This window comes from Mucilaginibacter sp. UR6-11, from assembly GCF_020880695.1.
Classification (GTDB): Bacteria; Bacteroidota; Bacteroidia; order Sphingobacteriales; family Sphingobacteriaceae; genus Mucilaginibacter.
The window spans coordinates 752354-768563 of the sequence record NZ_JAJIWO010000002.1 but is presented as its reverse complement, the minus strand read 5'-3'; the positions used below and the strand labels follow the sequence as shown (position 1 = coordinate 768563).

Genomic DNA, 16210 nt, shown 5'->3' with positions numbered 1-16210 from the left:
TTTGTGTATCATATTATGAAAAAAGTAGCGGGTATTATTTTCAGGTCGGCCATACTTATTTTAGCTGGTGTAGCTATCGGCCTTTTTGTAAGCGATAGCCACCTGACAGAACATATTGATTTTGACAACAACAAAGTATCCAAGGTATTAGATCTTGTCAGGCATAACTATGTCGACTCGGTTGATGTGGACAGCATTGAAGGTTCAACCGTAAATACACTTCTGCAAAATCTTGATCCCCACTCGCTTTATTTGCCGGCACAGCAGGCCACCTCAATTAATGAACGGCTTGAAGGCGGATTTACGGGTATAGGCGTTGAATATATTTTGCTGCGCGATACATTAATTATAACCCAGGTTAACAAAAGCGGCCCTGCCTATAACGCCGGCATTACACCCGGCGACAAGGTAATTGAAATAGATCATCAAAAATTTTCAGGCACGCATTTAACACTCCGTAAGGTTAGTAAAGCTTTCAGGGGCTCAAAAAATTCGCAGTTATTTATGGCCGTTATCCCGGCAGGCGGCAAAATCACTAAGTTTTATAACGTAAAACGCGATCATGTTGATTTAAGCAGTATGGATGCTGCCTATATGCTTAACCCAACAACAGGCTATATTAAAATAAGCAAATTTGCATCAACTACTGATGCAGATTTCAGGAAAGCCTTAATTAAATTAAAAATAGATGGCATGCAAAAACTGGTGCTTGACATTCGCGGTAACGGTGGCGGTTACTTAAATACCGCGACGGCTTTGGCCGACGAATTTTTGACCAAAAAACAGCTTATAGTATACACCAAAGGCGCGCATGAACCGCGCACTGACTATTTTGCAACCGATTCGGGCAATTTTCAACACGGTAAATTAGCGGTGCTGATTGATGAATATTCGGCATCGGCAAGCGAGATACTTGCCGGTGCGCTGCAAGACCTGGATCGCGCGGTGATAGTGGGCCGGCGGTCGTTTGGGAAGGGGCTGGTGCAGGAGCAGTTTCCGTTTGGCGATGGCTCGGCTATCAATTTAACCATAGCCAGATATTACACCCCATCGGGCCGCTCCATTCAAAAATCATATAGCCAGGGCGTAGAAATCTACCGAAATGAACTGGCGCAACGCATGCGCAAAGGCGAGTTGTTTTCTGAAGAAAGCAACCTGAAAGACAGTTCTTTTACCAAACCTACGCATTACCATACCTTAACCGGCAGGAAAGTATTTAGTGGCGGTGGCATTATGCCCGATATTTTTGTACCCGCTGATACCACCCAAAACACCTATGTGGCGCGCGTGTTAAACAGCAAACAAATTTTCCCTGCTTATGTAATTGATCATATGCAGCCATTGTTAAACAGGTACACCGCTGACGAGTTTTTTAAACACTACACAGTTACCGACGCAGACTTTGGCAACTTTATACTTTATGCATCGCAAACCGTAAAAGATATGGATGCGCGCGAACTATTAATCGCCAAAGAAAATATAAAAACACTGTTAAAAGCCTACGCAGCGCGTTTTAAATGGGGAGATGAAGCCTATTTTAAGATTATTAATGCTGATGATACCGCAGTAAAGAAGGCCGTTGAAGCTTTGTAATGTGCGTATGTGCAGATTTTAAGATAGGTAACTAACAGGATGCTTACAAATGTGCAAATGAATCATCTGCACATTCGTTTATCTATTTCTGTCTAAACCAAACCTGTATTGGCGCACCGCTAAATTCAAAGTTCTCCCTAAGTTTGTTTTCAATAAAGCGATAATACGGCTCTTTAACATATTGCGGCAGGTTGCAAAAGAAAGCAAACATGGGCGATGTGCCCGCAATTTGGGTGATGTATTTTATCTTAACATACTTGCCTTTTAATGATGGCGGCGGATAGTGTTCTATAATCGGCAGCATAACCTCGTTTAGTTTTGAAGTTGATATTTTGCGGGCGCGGTTTTCATAAACCTGGTTAGCCACATCAATCACCTTTAACACACGCTGCTTTTCCGTTACCGAGGTAAATACAATAGGCACATCTGTAAATGGCTGCAGCTTTTCTTTGATCATTTCTTCAAAAACTTTGGTGGTTTTATTATTCTTTTCGATCAAATCCCATTTGTTAACCACAATCATCACCCCCTTCTTATTTTTCTCTGCCAGGTGAAAAATATTGATATCCTGCGATTCAATACCTTCAACAGCATCAATCATCAGGATAACCACATCGGCTTCCTCCAATGCCTTGATGGTACGCATAACCGAATAAAATTCAATATTCTCTTTTACCTTGGTTTTCTTACGCATCCCTGCTGTATCTATCAGCATAAAATCATGACCATATTGGTTATAGTGGATATGGATAGAATCGCGCGTGGTACCGGCGATAGGAGTAACTATGTTACGGTCTTTACCAATCAATGAGTTAATAATGGATGACTTACCCACGTTTGGCCTGCCAACGATAGCATATTTAGGGCGGGTATTTTCTTCCAGTTTTTCTTCGTCAAAATGCTTAACTACTTCGTCCAGCAACTCGCCGGTGCCCGATCCTGTCATGGAGGAGATGTTGTAGATCTCGCCTAGTCCCAAACTGTAAAATACCGTAGCGTCTGACTGTTGATTATTATTATCAACCTTATTAACCACTACAAACGTTGGTTTGTTGCCTTTACGCAGGATGGTAGCAATCTCGTCATCCAGGTCAGTGATGCCCGTGGTTACATCAACCAAAAATAAAATAACGGTAGCTTCCTCAATAGCGATAACCACCTGTTCACGTATAGCGGCTTCAAAGACATCGTTCGAGTGGGCTACATAACCGCCGGTATCAATAACAGTAAACTCATGATGTGTCCACTCTGAGGTGCCGTAATGACGATCGCGGGTTACGCCGCTAAAATCGTCCACAATAGCTTTGCGAGTTTCTGTTAAACGGTTATATAAGGTTGACTTGCCTACATTTGGGCGGCCAACTATGGCTACTATGTTACTCATTTTAAGTTGTAAGTTTTTGAGTAGAGAGTTATGAGTATTTGCTCAAAAACTTTACCACTCTGTAATATCAGTTGCAAAATTACGAATACTCAAAACTCATAATCCACAACTCATAACTATTTATTCGTACCCAAATTTTTTTAGGTAATTTTTCTTGCTGCGCCAGTCGGGTATTACTTTTACAAACATCTCCAGGAAGATCTTCTTCTGGAAAAAATCTTCCATATCTCGGCGGGCATAGGTACCAACTATTTTCAGCATTTTGCCACCCTCGCCAATGATAATATTTTTTTGCGAGTCGCGTTCCACAATGATCTCGGCACTTATGCGGTGCAGCTTTTCGCCTTCAACAAACGCGGTAACAATAACCTCTGCACTATAAGGGATCTCTTTTTTGTATTGCTTCAGGATCTGCGCCCGTATCATTTCTGATGCGAAGAAACGGTCGTTCCTGTCAGTTAAAGCGTCCTTTTCATAATAAGGCGGATGCTCGGGCAGATGCTCAATCACAAAGTTCATTACCGAGATAACATTATGATCATGCAATGCCGATATCGCGAAGACGGCTTTTGGTTTTAGTTTTTCCTGCCAGTATTCAATCTTTTTCTTTACAGCTTCCTCGTCGCTCTGATCAATCTTATTGACCAATACCAATAAAGGCGCTTGTGATCCGGCTAATTTTTTAATTACATCTTCCTCGTCATACTCTTCATAAATATCGGTTACCAGCAAAATCATGTCGGCGTCTTCAATTGATCCTTCCACCTGGTGCATCATGCGCTCATGCAGCTCATAGTGCGGCTTAATGATCCCGGGGGTGTCTGAAAATACAATTTGATACTCATCTGTATTAACAATACCCAGTATACGATGGCGGGTTGTTTGGGCTTTTGGGGTGATGATAGACATTTTTTCGCCAACAAGCGCGTTCATCAGGGTTGACTTACCCGCGTTTGGCTTACCAATTATGCTTACAAAACCTGCTTTATGACCCATATAAAAATAATTAAAATAATATTTGGACTGCAAAGAAACGAATTATATCTTTGCAGTCCAATTAAAAGGAGTCACAAATCGCTTTTTACTAATTGAAATAAACATTTCGGGTTTATGTCCGTTATGTAATACCAACAAAAGATAGTGCGGGATGGAGCAGTTGGTAGCTCGTCGGGCTCATAACCCGAAGGTCGTAGGTTCGAGTCCTGCTCCCGCTACCTGAGCGCCTTTCTGTTAAGAAAGGCGCTTTTTTTATAACTTTTATAATTTTTCCTCCTTTTTTCCTCTCACCAATTCATTTTCAGTGCTTTTTATCAATTTTTTGGTTCGAGTCCTGTTGCCAATTGCAATAGAACTAAAAAATTCTTTTTCCAGAAAACAGATCGTAACTAACGCAATTAAATCATCCAATACGGTTGCAAAGGTTTGGTTCAGGAAGCCACTTTTATATTCAGGCGGGTAGTTTAAATGTCGGCACATGATAACTCACAGGCTCGACGAATTAACATCAATACTATCGCATATTTGCAAAAAGGACCCTGGCGACCAATCCAGGGTCCAACCAATATCTCTCGAGCGAGAGTTTTAGGAGAGGGAATATTTATCTTATTAATTTTCTGCTACCTTATTTTACATGTAGGTACCTGATTGTTGCGTGAATCCCTTGGTCATATTTAATGCTTTTTGTTTAGATACACCCTACGCCCACCGATTTTTGGAATAATAATAGTAACTGTCGAATTTGCTGGTATTGTCAGCGTATACTTTATAACGTTACTTTCTATTTTCCAATTGGAAATAATTTCACCGGTTTATATGCTATTGCTTTAATTATTTACTCTTGATGTTCATTTTGGCTAAGCATTATTTGAATTATTGCTCCTTCAGCCATCCATAGATAATTAACCAATCCTTTAGCCTGTCTAACCAGCTTATTTTTGCATTTTTTAATCCAAAACCATGTCCGCCAGAAGGATAAATATGTAATTCTGCGCTTACCTTATTTTGCAGAAGCGCCTCATAAAAAATTAGCGAATTTTGAACAGGAACAGTACGATCATCTTCTGCTTGCACTAAAAAAGTAGGTGGTGATTTTGCCGTAACCTGCTTTTCATTACTATATAGGTCAATAAGCTGTGGTGACGGGTCTTTACCAAGCAAGCTTACACGTGAGCCGTAATGTGTTAATGCACCCATCGTAATAACAGGATAAATTAACGCCATAAAATCCGGCCTCAGACTGATATTAGCTGGAGGTTGAATAACGGGCTTATCAAAGTGGGTACCCAACGTAGAAGCCAAATGGCCGCCGGCTGAAAAGCCGATAACCCCGATCTTTGTGGTATCGATATTCCAGCGTTTTGCGTTTTGCCTAATGAGCATCAGTGCCGTTTGCGCATCCTGTAAAGGTCCTATTGATTTATCATCCATCGTATTGTCATTAGGCAAGCGATATTTTAATACAAAAGCCTCTACACCAATTTTATTTAGAGCAATTGCGATCTGATTACCCTCCAACGCTACGGCTACGTTAGCGTAGCCTCCTCCGGGAATTACCAGCATGGCAGTGTGCATTGTCCCCTTTTCTAATAAATACGGCGTTAAGGTGGGTACAGACACCTTTTCAGCCGTACCCCACCGGTTTATGTACTCCATATAATCCGCAGGTGTTTTCTTAGAATTTGGTATATTCCCTGAATAGAGGGGTATACTTGTCTGCCCATTAACATTTACTGTAACGCCTATTGTTAGTATTGAGGTAACAATAACCACCTTTAGTAAACACAAATTCAGTTTTTTTTGATAGTTGAGCGTCATATTATTAATTATTATTTGATGTACTTGATATTAATTTTCGGGTTTAATAGTGCCGGAGTTTTGAACGTACGGATGTTGGATTGTCACAAGCAAGTTTGCGAAACATCTATATCTTTTCACAATGGTTCGCCGCTATATCATCAATCCTTATTTAGCCTTTTGTTGGCCGTTACTAAGCAATGCCGCATATAATTAATGCTATTTTATTAAATCGGGATAGTGGTGCATGATAATAGAACGTGCTTTTACCGAAAGAGAATCCGGAGAAATGGGCTTGTCCTGAGGGCGTGTTTGCTTTTGGTTAATTTCACCAAGCAGGCTCCATTTGCGTGTCATTTCAGCAGGCTCTTTGGCAGCATTTCTGTAGTCGGTAAAGTCAATTACTTTTGCTGTTGATCGATCATCTTTTTGACTGAGCAATGCCAAACGAAAATCTTTATTCATAAACCAACGGATCTCCTTATCAGCATCAGAACCACCTATGCCTGAACCAATTTCTTCAAAACGATAGTCGAAATTATTGCTCTTATAATGCTTTCGCCAGGCTAATCCAAATTGGCCCTGAGTAACAAGTTTCGCATCCGGCCACCGCTGTCTAATAGCTGTTAACCACTGTTTTAAATAAGCAAAATCGTAAGGCAACGAAAGTTCCCAGCAATTAGTCACCCATCCAAAACCATTTAACTGAAATCCCTTGTCAAAATTGATAGCGGTGGTGTGCATCATTTCCTTTAAGCCAGTTTCCAGCCCATATCTTCCAATTGTTTCAATTGGCCCAACACCCATACGGCTATTAAATCGCTGTGCAAAACCGGCCCTGCGTCCGGCTAAAAAGTCCACCGACCAGCCGTCAAGATTTACACAATCTATAAAATCAGATTTTCCTTGTGCCGGTTTACAGAAATGCTCTGTAGATGGATAATAAGGATATGATATCGAGCCGTCGCCATCCTGGTTATCAATACTGTACTGACTCCAAATATTGCCCTGGCATACGTGAATGTGTTCAATATCGGCCAGATATTGCTGGTTTTTAGCAGACATAAACCCGGCAACAATACTCTGCGGCCGGTAACCGTTGCCAACCATACGGCTGATAATATTAAGCGCATCATGGAGGTCCTTGTTTACTTGCTCTGTTGTATTATAAGCATTGGCAAAATAAGCGCCCGGTATAAATGTAATGTCGTCGCCATATTTATAATGATAACCAACCACCAGTTTTCTGATTTCCCGGTAAGCTGCCGTGGTATCATTCAGCGCGAGCCAGCTGAATGACCATGTTATTTTTCCGCCCGGGAATCCCTCGGCCACCGCAGTTCTGAAGGCGACAACTCGCACGGGGGTATGCAGCGCCCGCTCATCCTCGCCCAGGTTGCGGTTTCTTGAAACCTCTATTTGATTTACCCGGATCACCGTGTTGAAGGTGAGAAAACGTTTGCCCATTAAGGCCGTATTTTTCGATTTATTACTTTGTGCTTCCGTCCCTGAAAATGTAATCAGGAGCAGAAATGCCAGCGGGACTATGATCTTAAAATTCATATATATAAATAAGTCTTTGACAACAGGTGCTATTTAATTAAAGGATTACTAAGTAAATGATCGGGCTGGCTATTCAGCCCGATCATTTAATAAACTACCAGCCCGGATTTTGTTCCAGTTTATGGCCGTTAGCCTGGTAAAAAGCGACTTCTTTTGTTGGCAGCGGTTGCAGGTAATCCTTTGCTGGATCAAACTTCCGGCTTCGCTCGGCGATCAGGAAACCATTGGCATCAACTTTTGCCGCATAGCTTGGGTCATTATAAGGCGTTCTGGTTGCCCAGTCCGTGCCGGTTATTTTGATTCCTTTAATATCCTGCGGCAATTCTGTTTCGGCGGTTTTCCACCTGCGCAGATCATCATAACGAAAACCTTCGAGTGCCAGCTCTACCGTTCTTTCGCGCCTGATCTCAGTCTGCAGGTTCAGATTATTTGCAGTAACAAAAGCGTTGGTAAGGTGCGGCATCCCAACCCGGTCACGAAGCTTGTTAATCGATAAATCAAGGTCGTTGTCGCTTACGGCACCGTTTTTTTCATATAGAGCTTCTGCATAATTCAAAAGCACTTCGGCATAACGGATCAGGTGCCGGTCATAATCAAATAAACTATTGTCGCCTTGTCGGCCCGAATTATTTGCTAACGGATCCTCTGACATGTATTTATAAAGGATATAGCCGGTATTGTAATTACGTTGTGGCGAATTTGGCCAATTGGCCACTTTCGTAACCGGAAAGAACACGCGGTTGGTTAGCGTTCCGGGTTAGCAGCTTCAATATATTCCCCCGTAATTGGGTCTACCATACTATACAATTGACCCGCTGGGGGGAGCCGGCCTGAACGGAAGTACGCGGGAGAGTTATGTGCTAAAATCGATCAACAGAAGCCAAGACCATACTTTTATTGCCCCGGCGACAAGGCCCTTTTCAATCGGCAACTGCTTACCCGGCGGTTAAAATTTATAACCCAGCGAAATGCCAAAACCCGAGTTTTTTATTTTCCCCTCACGGGTTACGCCATCGGTATGTGGCTGCAGGTTTGCTAAACCCAATTGTGCACCCAATTGCACGGACAACTGACTAAAAAACTCATAGCCGGCTATAAAATTCAATCCATAATCAAAGGGTTTTCCATACAGATACGAATTTATATCCCCACCGTCCATGGTATTCTTTTTGAAGATAACATCCCCCTTTTTGCCAACAACCATATCGCCGATAGCCACATCGTTGTCCGACTTCCAGCTGCCTCCGGTGCCATACCCGAAATAAGGTCCGGCACCGAGTAATAGGTTGCCGGTACCTAAACGTGGTTTATACAACAGATTGACCGGCACCTGAATATACGAGGCGTTAACCCTAAAGTTAGTCGCAGAGCCGTAAAAGCCGCCAGTTTCCTGTTTATACCCCTTACGCGAATACTGCGCCGCCGGCTGGATATAAAAATTGCCTTCGACGGGAATATCAACCGTAAGTCCAAGAAGGATTCCCGGGACCGATTGGGTGTTTATTTTATTCCCATTTTCGTCGTTCATCAGCACATTTGAAAAGTTAAGGCCAGCTTTGATACCAACCTTCGTTTGGGCATAGGCCCGGTTTAGAGTGGCCATTAGGCAAGGCAACAAAATCACTAAGTATATTTTTTTGTTTTTCATATAGGAGATTTACAACGGACAGCTATCCGTTTTGTATAAAACGTGGTTCAGTGTCAAAACGCTACATCTATCGCTCAAATTTTACTTTTTTGTCTGTATTCTAGTAAATAAACGAGCGCCAAACTTAAACCGCATTGCTGATGGCTTAAGCTGGCGACTATTAGTTGAAATTATTTTCGAGAAAATGCTTTGCTTCCTCAATCCAGTTCTGTTGGGGGCTTAAATATTTATCAGGCCTGATACCGACGTTATCTATTGCCAGTCCCTGATCGATCCTGCGACTTCTGGAAGTTGCCCAATAGAGCATATAGGGCATACAGCTAAAATCTGCCCCTCTAATGTTGGCGTAATCTAACACCCCTGCGGTATGCCCGCCCATTAAAATTACTTTATCACTTTGTTTAGCCATCAGGAGAAATTCTTCAGTAGTACTTCCACAGTTTTTATTAATCAGGATCACAATTTTTTTTGGGTACGGTAAAACGCTCTTAAAGGTAATATCCCGGTCTTCAGAGAAGGAAACCAGTTCGCCTTTATGTTGTTCCATCTTCTGAACAACATCGCTGATAAATATTTTCTGATCGGCAGGCATCCCATTGGTTGTTGCTATTGCAGTCCAGCCGGCTATATTATCATCGGCAGCCAATACATCAGCACCTATAAGTCTCATTGGTTTTGTGTAGAGATATGGAGTTATCGCCTTATAAGAAAAATCTGCGCCGCCGCCATTATTCCTTAAATCCAGGATCAGATACGGCATATTGCTTAAATTAGATTCATTTGCTTTAAATAATGAATCGATGTTACTGGCATTCACCTGATTAAACGTGCTGATCTTCATGCATAGCGTTTTTGAGGAAAGCGCTTTGCTGGACACGGTTGCTTCAGGAATGGGTTCAGCAGATGTCCGCTCGCTTCCTTCACGCTTAAACTCCCCCAAAGCATCGTCCTTAATGGGTAAAGACACGTTTTCGGGGATATAATATTTATCATACCTGAGGCCTTTAAGCGTATGCTTACCGCTCTTCAGTTCCAATACCACTTGGCCTGGTAACCATTTACCCGCTTTCGAGGAAATTACAACTCCGGCATAATCCCGAAAGCTGGTTTTACTTCTGATTATAGCTATCCGGGATGTGAGATCGTCATCCCAGTAAATGCCTGTAATTCCCTTTGCGTTTTTAAGGCCGGCCAGATCATCATCCGACAACTTTAAACTTTCCATTCCCTGGATCCGCTGTTTCAGGTCAGCGCCTTCCCTCTCCTTTGATATCCTGTTTCTGCCTACCTGTATATGCCCGTCACGGAAAAATGTTAACCAATCATTAATTAAAAAAAGGCAGTGAGCAGGTGTTGCCATTGACCCGGATCGTTTAAGGGCCGATCGGGTCCATTTATCATAGTCAGCACTGGTTCTATCGTTCACTTTATCTTTAAAGCCTGCATAGTTTTTTTCAATTTTTGCTTTTACAAAGTTGAATTCATGGCTGCAATTACAGGATTGCCCGAAAGAATTGCAGGAAAGCAGGACTATAAGCAGCACACTGGTTAGGATCGATTTCACAGATCAAAGATGAATTAAAATCTTTAATAATTATTTTGATGAGTATTTCACTCTATACGCTTTTACAGCAAGGGTATCAAATTGGGTGAGTGATTGAATGAATGACTCATTTAATTCATTATGAACGGTACCGTATGCCAAGGACTTCAGATTTCCCTGGTCATCATATCGCACCAACTTGTAATAAAGCAGCGAGATGTCAAGAGACCGGTTGTCGCCATGCACAACATACTGGTAGTTATAGGTGCCATCTAAATTGGTGTCAAACTTATACTTGAAAAGTTCAGATTTAATTATGGGATCGTCTTCAATTTTATTGGTAACGATCGATTTCAAAATCCGGGTATCACCAAGCACTTTGACGTTGATGATCTCAGCGCTGTACCTGATCTTTCCGTTATCATAAAATGTAAACCTGGTTTTTCCATAGCCGTTACTAACGTCAGGCTCAGCGAACCTGGATGAGTAGAAGATCTCCCCTGTTTTTGTTTTCAAGCTATAATTTCTATCCAGATAGTTCTGGATAGTTTTGCTGTTAAGGTGTGGATCGAGTTGCATACCCCTACCCGTAAAGACCCGCATCTCCGACACAGGCTCCAACTTATCGAAAGTCATGATAACAGGATCTTTTATGATATCACCACCCGTGTTTTTGCTACATCCGAAAACCGACACGGTTAGTAGCAGGACACCAGCTTTAAGCCTTATCCCGGAGATTTTGAAGTGCATTGATCTAAACATATAAATTTATTCTTTTTTATCATTATTTTCTTGGTGGCTTTTAAGCCACTCCAGTCTGCGCTGATCAGGCAGGTGTTTGATCGAGAAGCTTTCAAACTTCGCCTCGAACCCGTTCCCGTCAGGGCATGCAGCCATAAGGCCTACCTGTACCGGCGCATTATCCTGGAGCGGTGCATTCCTGGTCATGATGTAAGTTTCATCGTCTAACGAATAAAAGATCTCCACCGCATCAAGCCTGCGTACGAGCTTTATCCAAACGAAAGGCGGTACTTTGCCGAGTGTGGTAACACTCCAGTCGCTCTTGTCGTGGGTTACTACGGTACTTATGTTAAATTTGCCGTCTACAAACTCTACACCAGCTTTAATATAGTTTTTCTGATCGGTGCGGATCATGAGTCCCATCTGATCGAAACGCGCTTTATAGGCGCCGGTGATCTTTACCTTTGCTTCCAACTCGCCACCATAATTGGCATAATAAAAAGGCGCATCATCAACTGTGAAACCATAATGAGATATCCGCCAATAGTCGCTTTTGGCAGTCACCTGCATGATCAAACTATGATTTCTGATCTCCCAATGCTCCGGTTCATTATACCATTGCATTTTTTCAAGGGTTTGTGCTTTAATTTCATTTAAGCTCAACAACAGGCTTAACGCGATAAAGATTTTCTTCATGAATTTGTTACGGATCAAAATAGCCTGGTAGCCATTTGAATTTTGTATGTTCGCAAAGCTATGGTCTGTCTAAACCACTAACAATGGCGATTAATAACCATATATAGATGGAGAATATCCGGAAGCTTCTTGACATTAAATTATTAGCCCAGCCATTTGGCTCACCGCAGGCTAACCTGCAGCTGGATGAGGGCAAACTCATTGCACAACTGTACAGCAGATTGGAAAATTGCATAAGCGTGTTGAGCGATATGAAGGCAAGAAAAAGCTATATCTATTACAGCCCGATAGCCGAACAATTACATCTTGACACAAAAGAGACGGAAATCCATTCTATCTGGGAAGACAAGTTATTAAGCCAGGTTAATAAGGAGGATCTGCAGAAGAAGTACCGGCTTGAATTTCAGTTTTTCCAGTTGTTAAATTCAGTTGATATAACCGAACGGGCTGATTACGGCGTGGTTACCAAGCTTCGGGTTAAGAATACCGCAGGCACCGATTTAGTGCTGCAACATCGGCTGCTGTATATCGGCAGTTCAGCAGATGGAAGCGTTTGGTTAGCGCTTTGCCTGTACAACTTGATGTTTGACCATCCTGGTTTTAATATTCCCGAGGGGGTTATTATCAATACCCTAACAGGCACGATCATTGATCCTAACCAACATGGGGTTAAAGAGATCTTAACTTCCCGGGAAAAAGCCGTACTTCAATTGATCAAACAAGGAAAGCGCAGCAAGGAGATTGCGGGCAATTTATCGCTGAGTATCCATACCGTGAACCGGCACCGGCAAAACATATTCCAAAAACTTAACGTGACGAATGCCATGGAAGCCTGCAGGGTTGCCGAAGCTACCGGATTGATTTAGGAATGTGTCTTATTCGAAAAGCACTGCGAGCCGGTAAGGATACACAATATTGAGCTCAATTCTTGACAATACAAGCCCAAACAATAATTTTTTTAGCATACATCAATTATTTTTAGTCAAAACAATTCTTATGTTAATTGCTTGTATGGATGAGCAATCATCCCTTTTCTTTTGATCATATCATTATTTGAATCCGGGTTTAACTCCTCCCAAACGGATCAGTAAGTAATCTTTCACCTCTGGCCCTTTGACCTGTGGTACTTATGGAAATTAGTTTTAATTAATTTCTTTTAAACGCTGGCGGATTAATTTCGCTTAGCTTTGAATACATAAGGCTTGACTCAATTTATTTAAACTCAACACTATGCCCTTTTTAGATCACGTATTGCAGTCACCAATCTATGGATGGAAAGACACAAACGACAACCTGATCAAGCCAACAAACGGCGAAATTTACCGGGCGAAACTCAATGAAGTTATTATCATCCTTATTTACAAAGGCGGCCTGGTAATGGGTGTTCTAAAACACATTAAAAATGAATGAATTTACCAAGTCTGGCGTCCCTCCATTAATTATTTCTGATCAGGATAACACGACCGCCCATAACGAAATTGGGTTAAAATTTAATTACAGGAACATCCTGGACACGATCACGGAAGGGATCTACGCTATTGGCAAAAACGGGAGGTGTGTATATGCCAATAGTGCCTGTTGGCGGACACTCGGATTTAACTCGGACAGCGAACTGCTTGGACGAAATATGCACAGGTTGATTCATCACAGTCACGCAGATTTAACGACATACTCAGCCGACAGTTGCAAGATCGGGAAGGCAGTTCGGGAAGGTATTGAAATTATTGCCGATGACGAGGTGTTTTGGTCCAAATCCGGAATTGCTATCCCTGTACGTTACCATGCCTATCCGCAATATGAAGGGGGGCAGTTGATAGGCGCTGTAGTCAGTTTTTATGACATCAGCTCTGAAATTAAACAAAAAAAATTATTGGAAGCCAGTGAAAATAAATTCCGGAACATTTTTGCCAATGCCCATGCTGGGATCGTCTATTTTGATGAAAATAATTTTACCTTATCTGCCAATCCTGAATTTCTTGATCTTGTTCAATATTCATTGGAAGAACTCAGAACGATGCATATTACTGACCTGATTTTAGAAGATGACTGGAACAGAGAACAATCGCTCAGGAAAGAATTGCTTAAAGCCGAACGCGAAAGCTACAGTATGGAAAAGCGGTATATCCGGAAAGATAATACGATCGTTTGGGTAGTCAGTCATGTATCAGGATTTAGAGAAAATCAGGATGCGCCTTATAATTTTGTTGCCGTGATAGCTGATATCAGCAAACGAAAATCAATGGAGCTGCAATTGAAGGAGCGCAATGAATCCATGAATAAGTTCATTTCTATTATCTCCCATGATCTGCGCAACCCTGTGGGTTCTATTAAGAGTCTGGCCGCGTTAATGAGTGAGGAGTTGTCGGCCGGAGATATGGATTCAATCAGTGAATATGTGCATCTGATTACCAGTCAGGCCGATCACACCTACAATTTATTAATCAACCTGCTCGACTGGAGTAAGTCGCAGGTTGTTTTTCAAAAATTCCAGCTCGAAGAGATCGGGCTGTCAGACATTATCCGTAAAACCGTGGATCAGATAACGCTGATGGCATTTAACAAATCGTTGAAGATTAACATTAAATCCCCGGCTAATTTAAAAGTTCATGCCGAAAGGAACATGCTTGCCACCGTGCTCCGGAATTTGCTTACAAATGCGATTAAATTTAGTTATGAAAATGGCGAGATTAACCTGGCAACCACAGAGGATAAAAAAAATATAATCATAAGTATTGAAGATTATGGCAGGGGGATGTCAGCAGCGATCAGGAACCAGCTTTTTGACAATGGTCTTCCGGTTACTACACCGGGAACGGCGAATGAAAATGGCACGGGGCTCGGCTTATTACTCAGTAAAGAGATAATTGAGTTAATGGGTGGCAACATTTGGGTCGAAAGCGAAGAAAAAAAAGGCACGATATTTTATTTTACATTAAGAAAAACCCGTACTTAACTATCGCGATCTTCTAACGTTAAGCTGGAATGAATGGATTATCAGATCAGGTTATCCGTCAACGTGGTAATATCCAGAATCACTTGGTCCAGTTCTTCGGCAGCCTTTTTCAGCATCGGGATGATCTCGGCGTTCGGTGAATCTTCCAAACTGCAAAGCTGGGCAAGTCCCAGGATACTGGCCACAGGTGCTCTGACGCGGTGCGACTGGATCCAGGCAATCTCCCGCAGGCGCTTGTTCTGGTCTTCAATTTTATGCAGGTGCTCCTGTGACTCGGTGATGTCACGCAGGAAGCAGTTCACGCCGCTGACCTCGTCATGCAAGTCACGGATTGGGTTAAAGCTCAGCTCCTCGTAAACCTGTTTACCATCGATCCCGCGTTGCCTGACAATGCTGAAAGCTTCGCCCCTGAATGCCCGCTCATAGCTTTCGAAAAAAACTTTTATCTTTTCCTGTCCAAAGTCAGCATTGGTCACTTCGTCCTCATTTTTGCCGGTCAGCTCTTTTACCCGGTCCCAAAAGGCCTGGTTGCCGGTGATGATCTGGGATTGCCTGTCGACCGACCAGATTAGGTCCCGTGTATTGTTAATGATCGCCCGGAGGTTCTGTCCGTCGTTGTAGATCTTTTCCTGGATCTTTTTTTGCTCGGTAATATCCACAAAATAGACGGCGATGCCATCTTTGGTCGGGTAGACATTCATCGAACCCCAGACTCCCAGCGGGGCGTAAAGTTCTTCAAAGTGCACGCTGACCCGTTCCTTCATAGCCCGCTCGTATTCGGCATAAAAGCGGCCTTCGCGGGAACGCGGGAAAAAGTCCCAAAGGTTTTTGCCGGTTACCTCCTCCCTGGTACAGGACAGCGCCTGTTCGGCGGCTTTGTTTATAAAGGTTACTTCCCAGCGGCTGTTCAGTGCGTAAAACCCGTCGGTAATACTATCAAGTATCTTCTCCAGCTCAGCGGATTTCTCGCTTACGATCTGCTCGGCCCGCATTTTTTCGTCAATATTGACGATCAGCACCTGCCGGGCGTCTTTGCCCTCAAAGACGGTATGATGGGTATAAACGCTGACATAAAAGCGTTGCCCCGCCTTGTTGATATGGAGCAAGCGACCCGCATTCACATGGCCTTCCGGCAGGGCTAGATGGAATTTGATCAGGGCGGGGATTTCTTCCGGCGGGCGGATATCGGTAAGCTTCAGTTGCATGAATTCTTCCCGGGTATAGCCATACTGTTCGACGGCGGCATCGTTCACCGCCAGAAAGCGGAAACTCTGGTCATCATAAATATACATTGGG

The 16210-nt window shown here is 42.7% G+C and carries 15 protein-coding genes and 1 tRNA gene; 5 read left to right on the top strand and 11 right to left on the bottom strand.

The window, feature by feature from the left end:
• Positions 1-15: 15 nt before the first annotated feature.
• Positions 16-1593, top strand: a complete 1578-nt coding sequence (locus LJ658_RS08650) for a S41 family peptidase (protein WP_230546087.1) — start codon at positions 16-18, stop codon at positions 1591-1593.
• An 82-nt stretch (positions 1594-1675) separates the two neighbouring features.
• Here LJ658_RS08650 and der read toward each other — a convergent pair whose 3' ends face one another.
• The gene (gene der, locus LJ658_RS08645; protein WP_230546086.1) at positions 1676-2977 is read right to left on the bottom strand and encodes a ribosome biogenesis GTPase Der; all 1302 of its coding nucleotides are present in this window, start codon (positions 2975-2977) and stop codon (positions 1676-1678) included.
• Between the two features lie 120 nt (positions 2978-3097).
• A complete protein-coding gene (gene era, locus LJ658_RS08640) occupies positions 3098-3973 on the bottom strand; it encodes a GTPase Era (protein ID WP_230546085.1) in 876 nt (291 codons plus the stop codon).
• Positions 3974-4118: 145 nt separating this feature from the next.
• Between era and LJ658_RS08635 the strand changes: the two genes are divergently transcribed.
• Positions 4119-4191 (top strand) — tRNA-Met (locus LJ658_RS08635).
• A gap of 456 nt (positions 4192-4647) precedes the next feature.
• Here the strand turns inward: LJ658_RS08635 and LJ658_RS20545 are convergent.
• The 8 genes from LJ658_RS20545 to LJ658_RS08600 form a co-directional block, all read right to left on the bottom strand.
• Positions 4648-4773: an alpha-L-rhamnosidase C-terminal domain-containing protein gene (locus tag LJ658_RS20545; RefSeq protein ID WP_370632950.1), complete on the bottom strand. Its 126-nt coding sequence runs from the start codon at positions 4771-4773 to the stop codon at positions 4648-4650.
• Between the two features lie 73 nt (positions 4774-4846).
• Positions 4847-5791 carry an alpha/beta hydrolase gene (locus LJ658_RS08630; protein ID WP_230546084.1) on the bottom strand — a complete coding sequence of 315 codons (945 nt, stop codon included), beginning with the start codon at positions 5789-5791 and terminating at the stop codon, positions 4847-4849.
• Positions 5792-5989: 198 nt separating this feature from the next.
• The gene (locus LJ658_RS08625) at positions 5990-7333 is read right to left on the bottom strand and encodes a DUF3863 domain-containing protein (RefSeq protein WP_230546083.1); all 1344 of its coding nucleotides are present in this window, start codon (positions 7331-7333) and stop codon (positions 5990-5992) included.
• Between the two features lie 94 nt (positions 7334-7427).
• Entirely contained in the window at positions 7428-8069 is a 642-nt protein-coding gene (locus tag LJ658_RS08620; protein WP_230546082.1) for a RagB/SusD family nutrient uptake outer membrane protein, read from the bottom strand.
• Between the two features lie 210 nt (positions 8070-8279).
• Positions 8280-8981: a porin family protein gene (locus LJ658_RS08615; RefSeq protein WP_255670477.1), complete on the bottom strand. Its 702-nt coding sequence runs from the start codon at positions 8979-8981 to the stop codon at positions 8280-8282.
• Between the two features lie 160 nt (positions 8982-9141).
• Complete coding sequence (locus LJ658_RS20540; RefSeq protein ID WP_230546080.1) at positions 9142-10545, bottom strand: S41 family peptidase; 1404 nt, start codon at positions 10543-10545, stop codon at positions 9142-9144.
• 30 nt (positions 10546-10575) lie between these two features.
• Positions 10576-11274 (bottom strand): hypothetical protein, encoded by a 699-nt coding sequence (locus LJ658_RS08605; protein WP_230546079.1) that lies wholly within the window; start codon positions 11272-11274, stop codon positions 10576-10578.
• A gap of 18 nt (positions 11275-11292) precedes the next feature.
• A complete protein-coding gene (locus LJ658_RS08600) occupies positions 11293-11961 on the bottom strand; it encodes a DUF1349 domain-containing protein (protein ID WP_230546078.1) in 669 nt (222 codons plus the stop codon).
• Between the two features lie 107 nt (positions 11962-12068).
• Between LJ658_RS08600 and LJ658_RS08595 the strand changes: the two genes are divergently transcribed.
• The 3 genes from LJ658_RS08595 (at position 12069) to LJ658_RS08585 (ending at position 14914) form a co-directional block, all read left to right on the top strand.
• On the top strand, positions 12069-12827 hold the full coding sequence (locus LJ658_RS08595) for a response regulator transcription factor (RefSeq protein ID WP_230546077.1): 759 nt from the start codon (positions 12069-12071) through the stop codon (positions 12825-12827).
• Between the two features lie 364 nt (positions 12828-13191).
• Positions 13192-13371: a hypothetical protein gene (locus LJ658_RS08590; protein WP_230546076.1), complete on the top strand. Its 180-nt coding sequence runs from the start codon at positions 13192-13194 to the stop codon at positions 13369-13371.
• Positions 13364-14914, top strand: coding sequence for a PAS domain S-box protein (locus LJ658_RS08585; RefSeq protein WP_230546075.1), 1551 nt, complete (start codon positions 13364-13366; stop codon positions 14912-14914). The genes LJ658_RS08590 and LJ658_RS08585 overlap by 8 nt, the downstream gene beginning before the upstream one ends.
• Positions 14915-14955: 41 nt before the next feature.
• On the opposite strand, the gene LJ658_RS08580 is transcribed toward LJ658_RS08585, so the two are convergent.
• Entirely contained in the window at positions 14956-16206 is a 1251-nt protein-coding gene (locus LJ658_RS08580; protein WP_230546151.1) for a PAS domain S-box protein, read from the bottom strand.
• Positions 16207-16210 lie beyond the last annotated feature (4 nt).

What these genes read in the sequence shown, in the direction of transcription:
- LJ658_RS08600 (WP_230546078.1), bottom strand. Translation starts at nt 11,961, where the DNA reads ATGAAGAAAATCTTTATCGCGTTAAGCCTGTTGTTGAGCTTAAATGAA.
- LJ658_RS08585 (WP_230546075.1), top strand. Translation starts at nt 13,364, where the DNA reads ATGAATGAATTTACCAAGTCTGGCGTCCCTCCATTAATTATTTCTGAT.
- era (WP_230546085.1), bottom strand. Translation starts at nt 3,973, where the DNA reads ATGGGTCATAAAGCAGGTTTTGTAAGCATAATTGGTAAGCCAAACGCG.
- der (WP_230546086.1), bottom strand. Translation starts at nt 2,977, where the DNA reads ATGAGTAACATAGTAGCCATAGTTGGCCGCCCAAATGTAGGCAAGTCA.
- LJ658_RS08625 (WP_230546083.1), bottom strand. Translation starts at nt 7,333, where the DNA reads ATGAATTTTAAGATCATAGTCCCGCTGGCATTTCTGCTCCTGATTACA.
- LJ658_RS08650 (WP_230546087.1), top strand. Translation starts at nt 16, where the DNA reads ATGAAAAAAGTAGCGGGTATTATTTTCAGGTCGGCCATACTTATTTTA.
- LJ658_RS08595 (WP_230546077.1), top strand. Translation starts at nt 12,069, where the DNA reads ATGGAGAATATCCGGAAGCTTCTTGACATTAAATTATTAGCCCAGCCA.
- LJ658_RS08590 (WP_230546076.1), top strand. Translation starts at nt 13,192, where the DNA reads ATGCCCTTTTTAGATCACGTATTGCAGTCACCAATCTATGGATGGAAA.
- LJ658_RS08615 (WP_255670477.1), bottom strand. Translation starts at nt 8,981, where the DNA reads ATGAAAAACAAAAAAATATACTTAGTGATTTTGTTGCCTTGCCTAATG.
- LJ658_RS08580 (WP_230546151.1), bottom strand. Translation starts at nt 16,206, where the DNA reads ATGTATATTTATGATGACCAGAGTTTCCGCTTTCTGGCGGTGAACGAT.
- LJ658_RS08630 (WP_230546084.1), bottom strand. Translation starts at nt 5,791, where the DNA reads ATGACGCTCAACTATCAAAAAAAACTGAATTTGTGTTTACTAAAGGTG.
- LJ658_RS08605 (WP_230546079.1), bottom strand. Translation starts at nt 11,274, where the DNA reads ATGCACTTCAAAATCTCCGGGATAAGGCTTAAAGCTGGTGTCCTGCTA.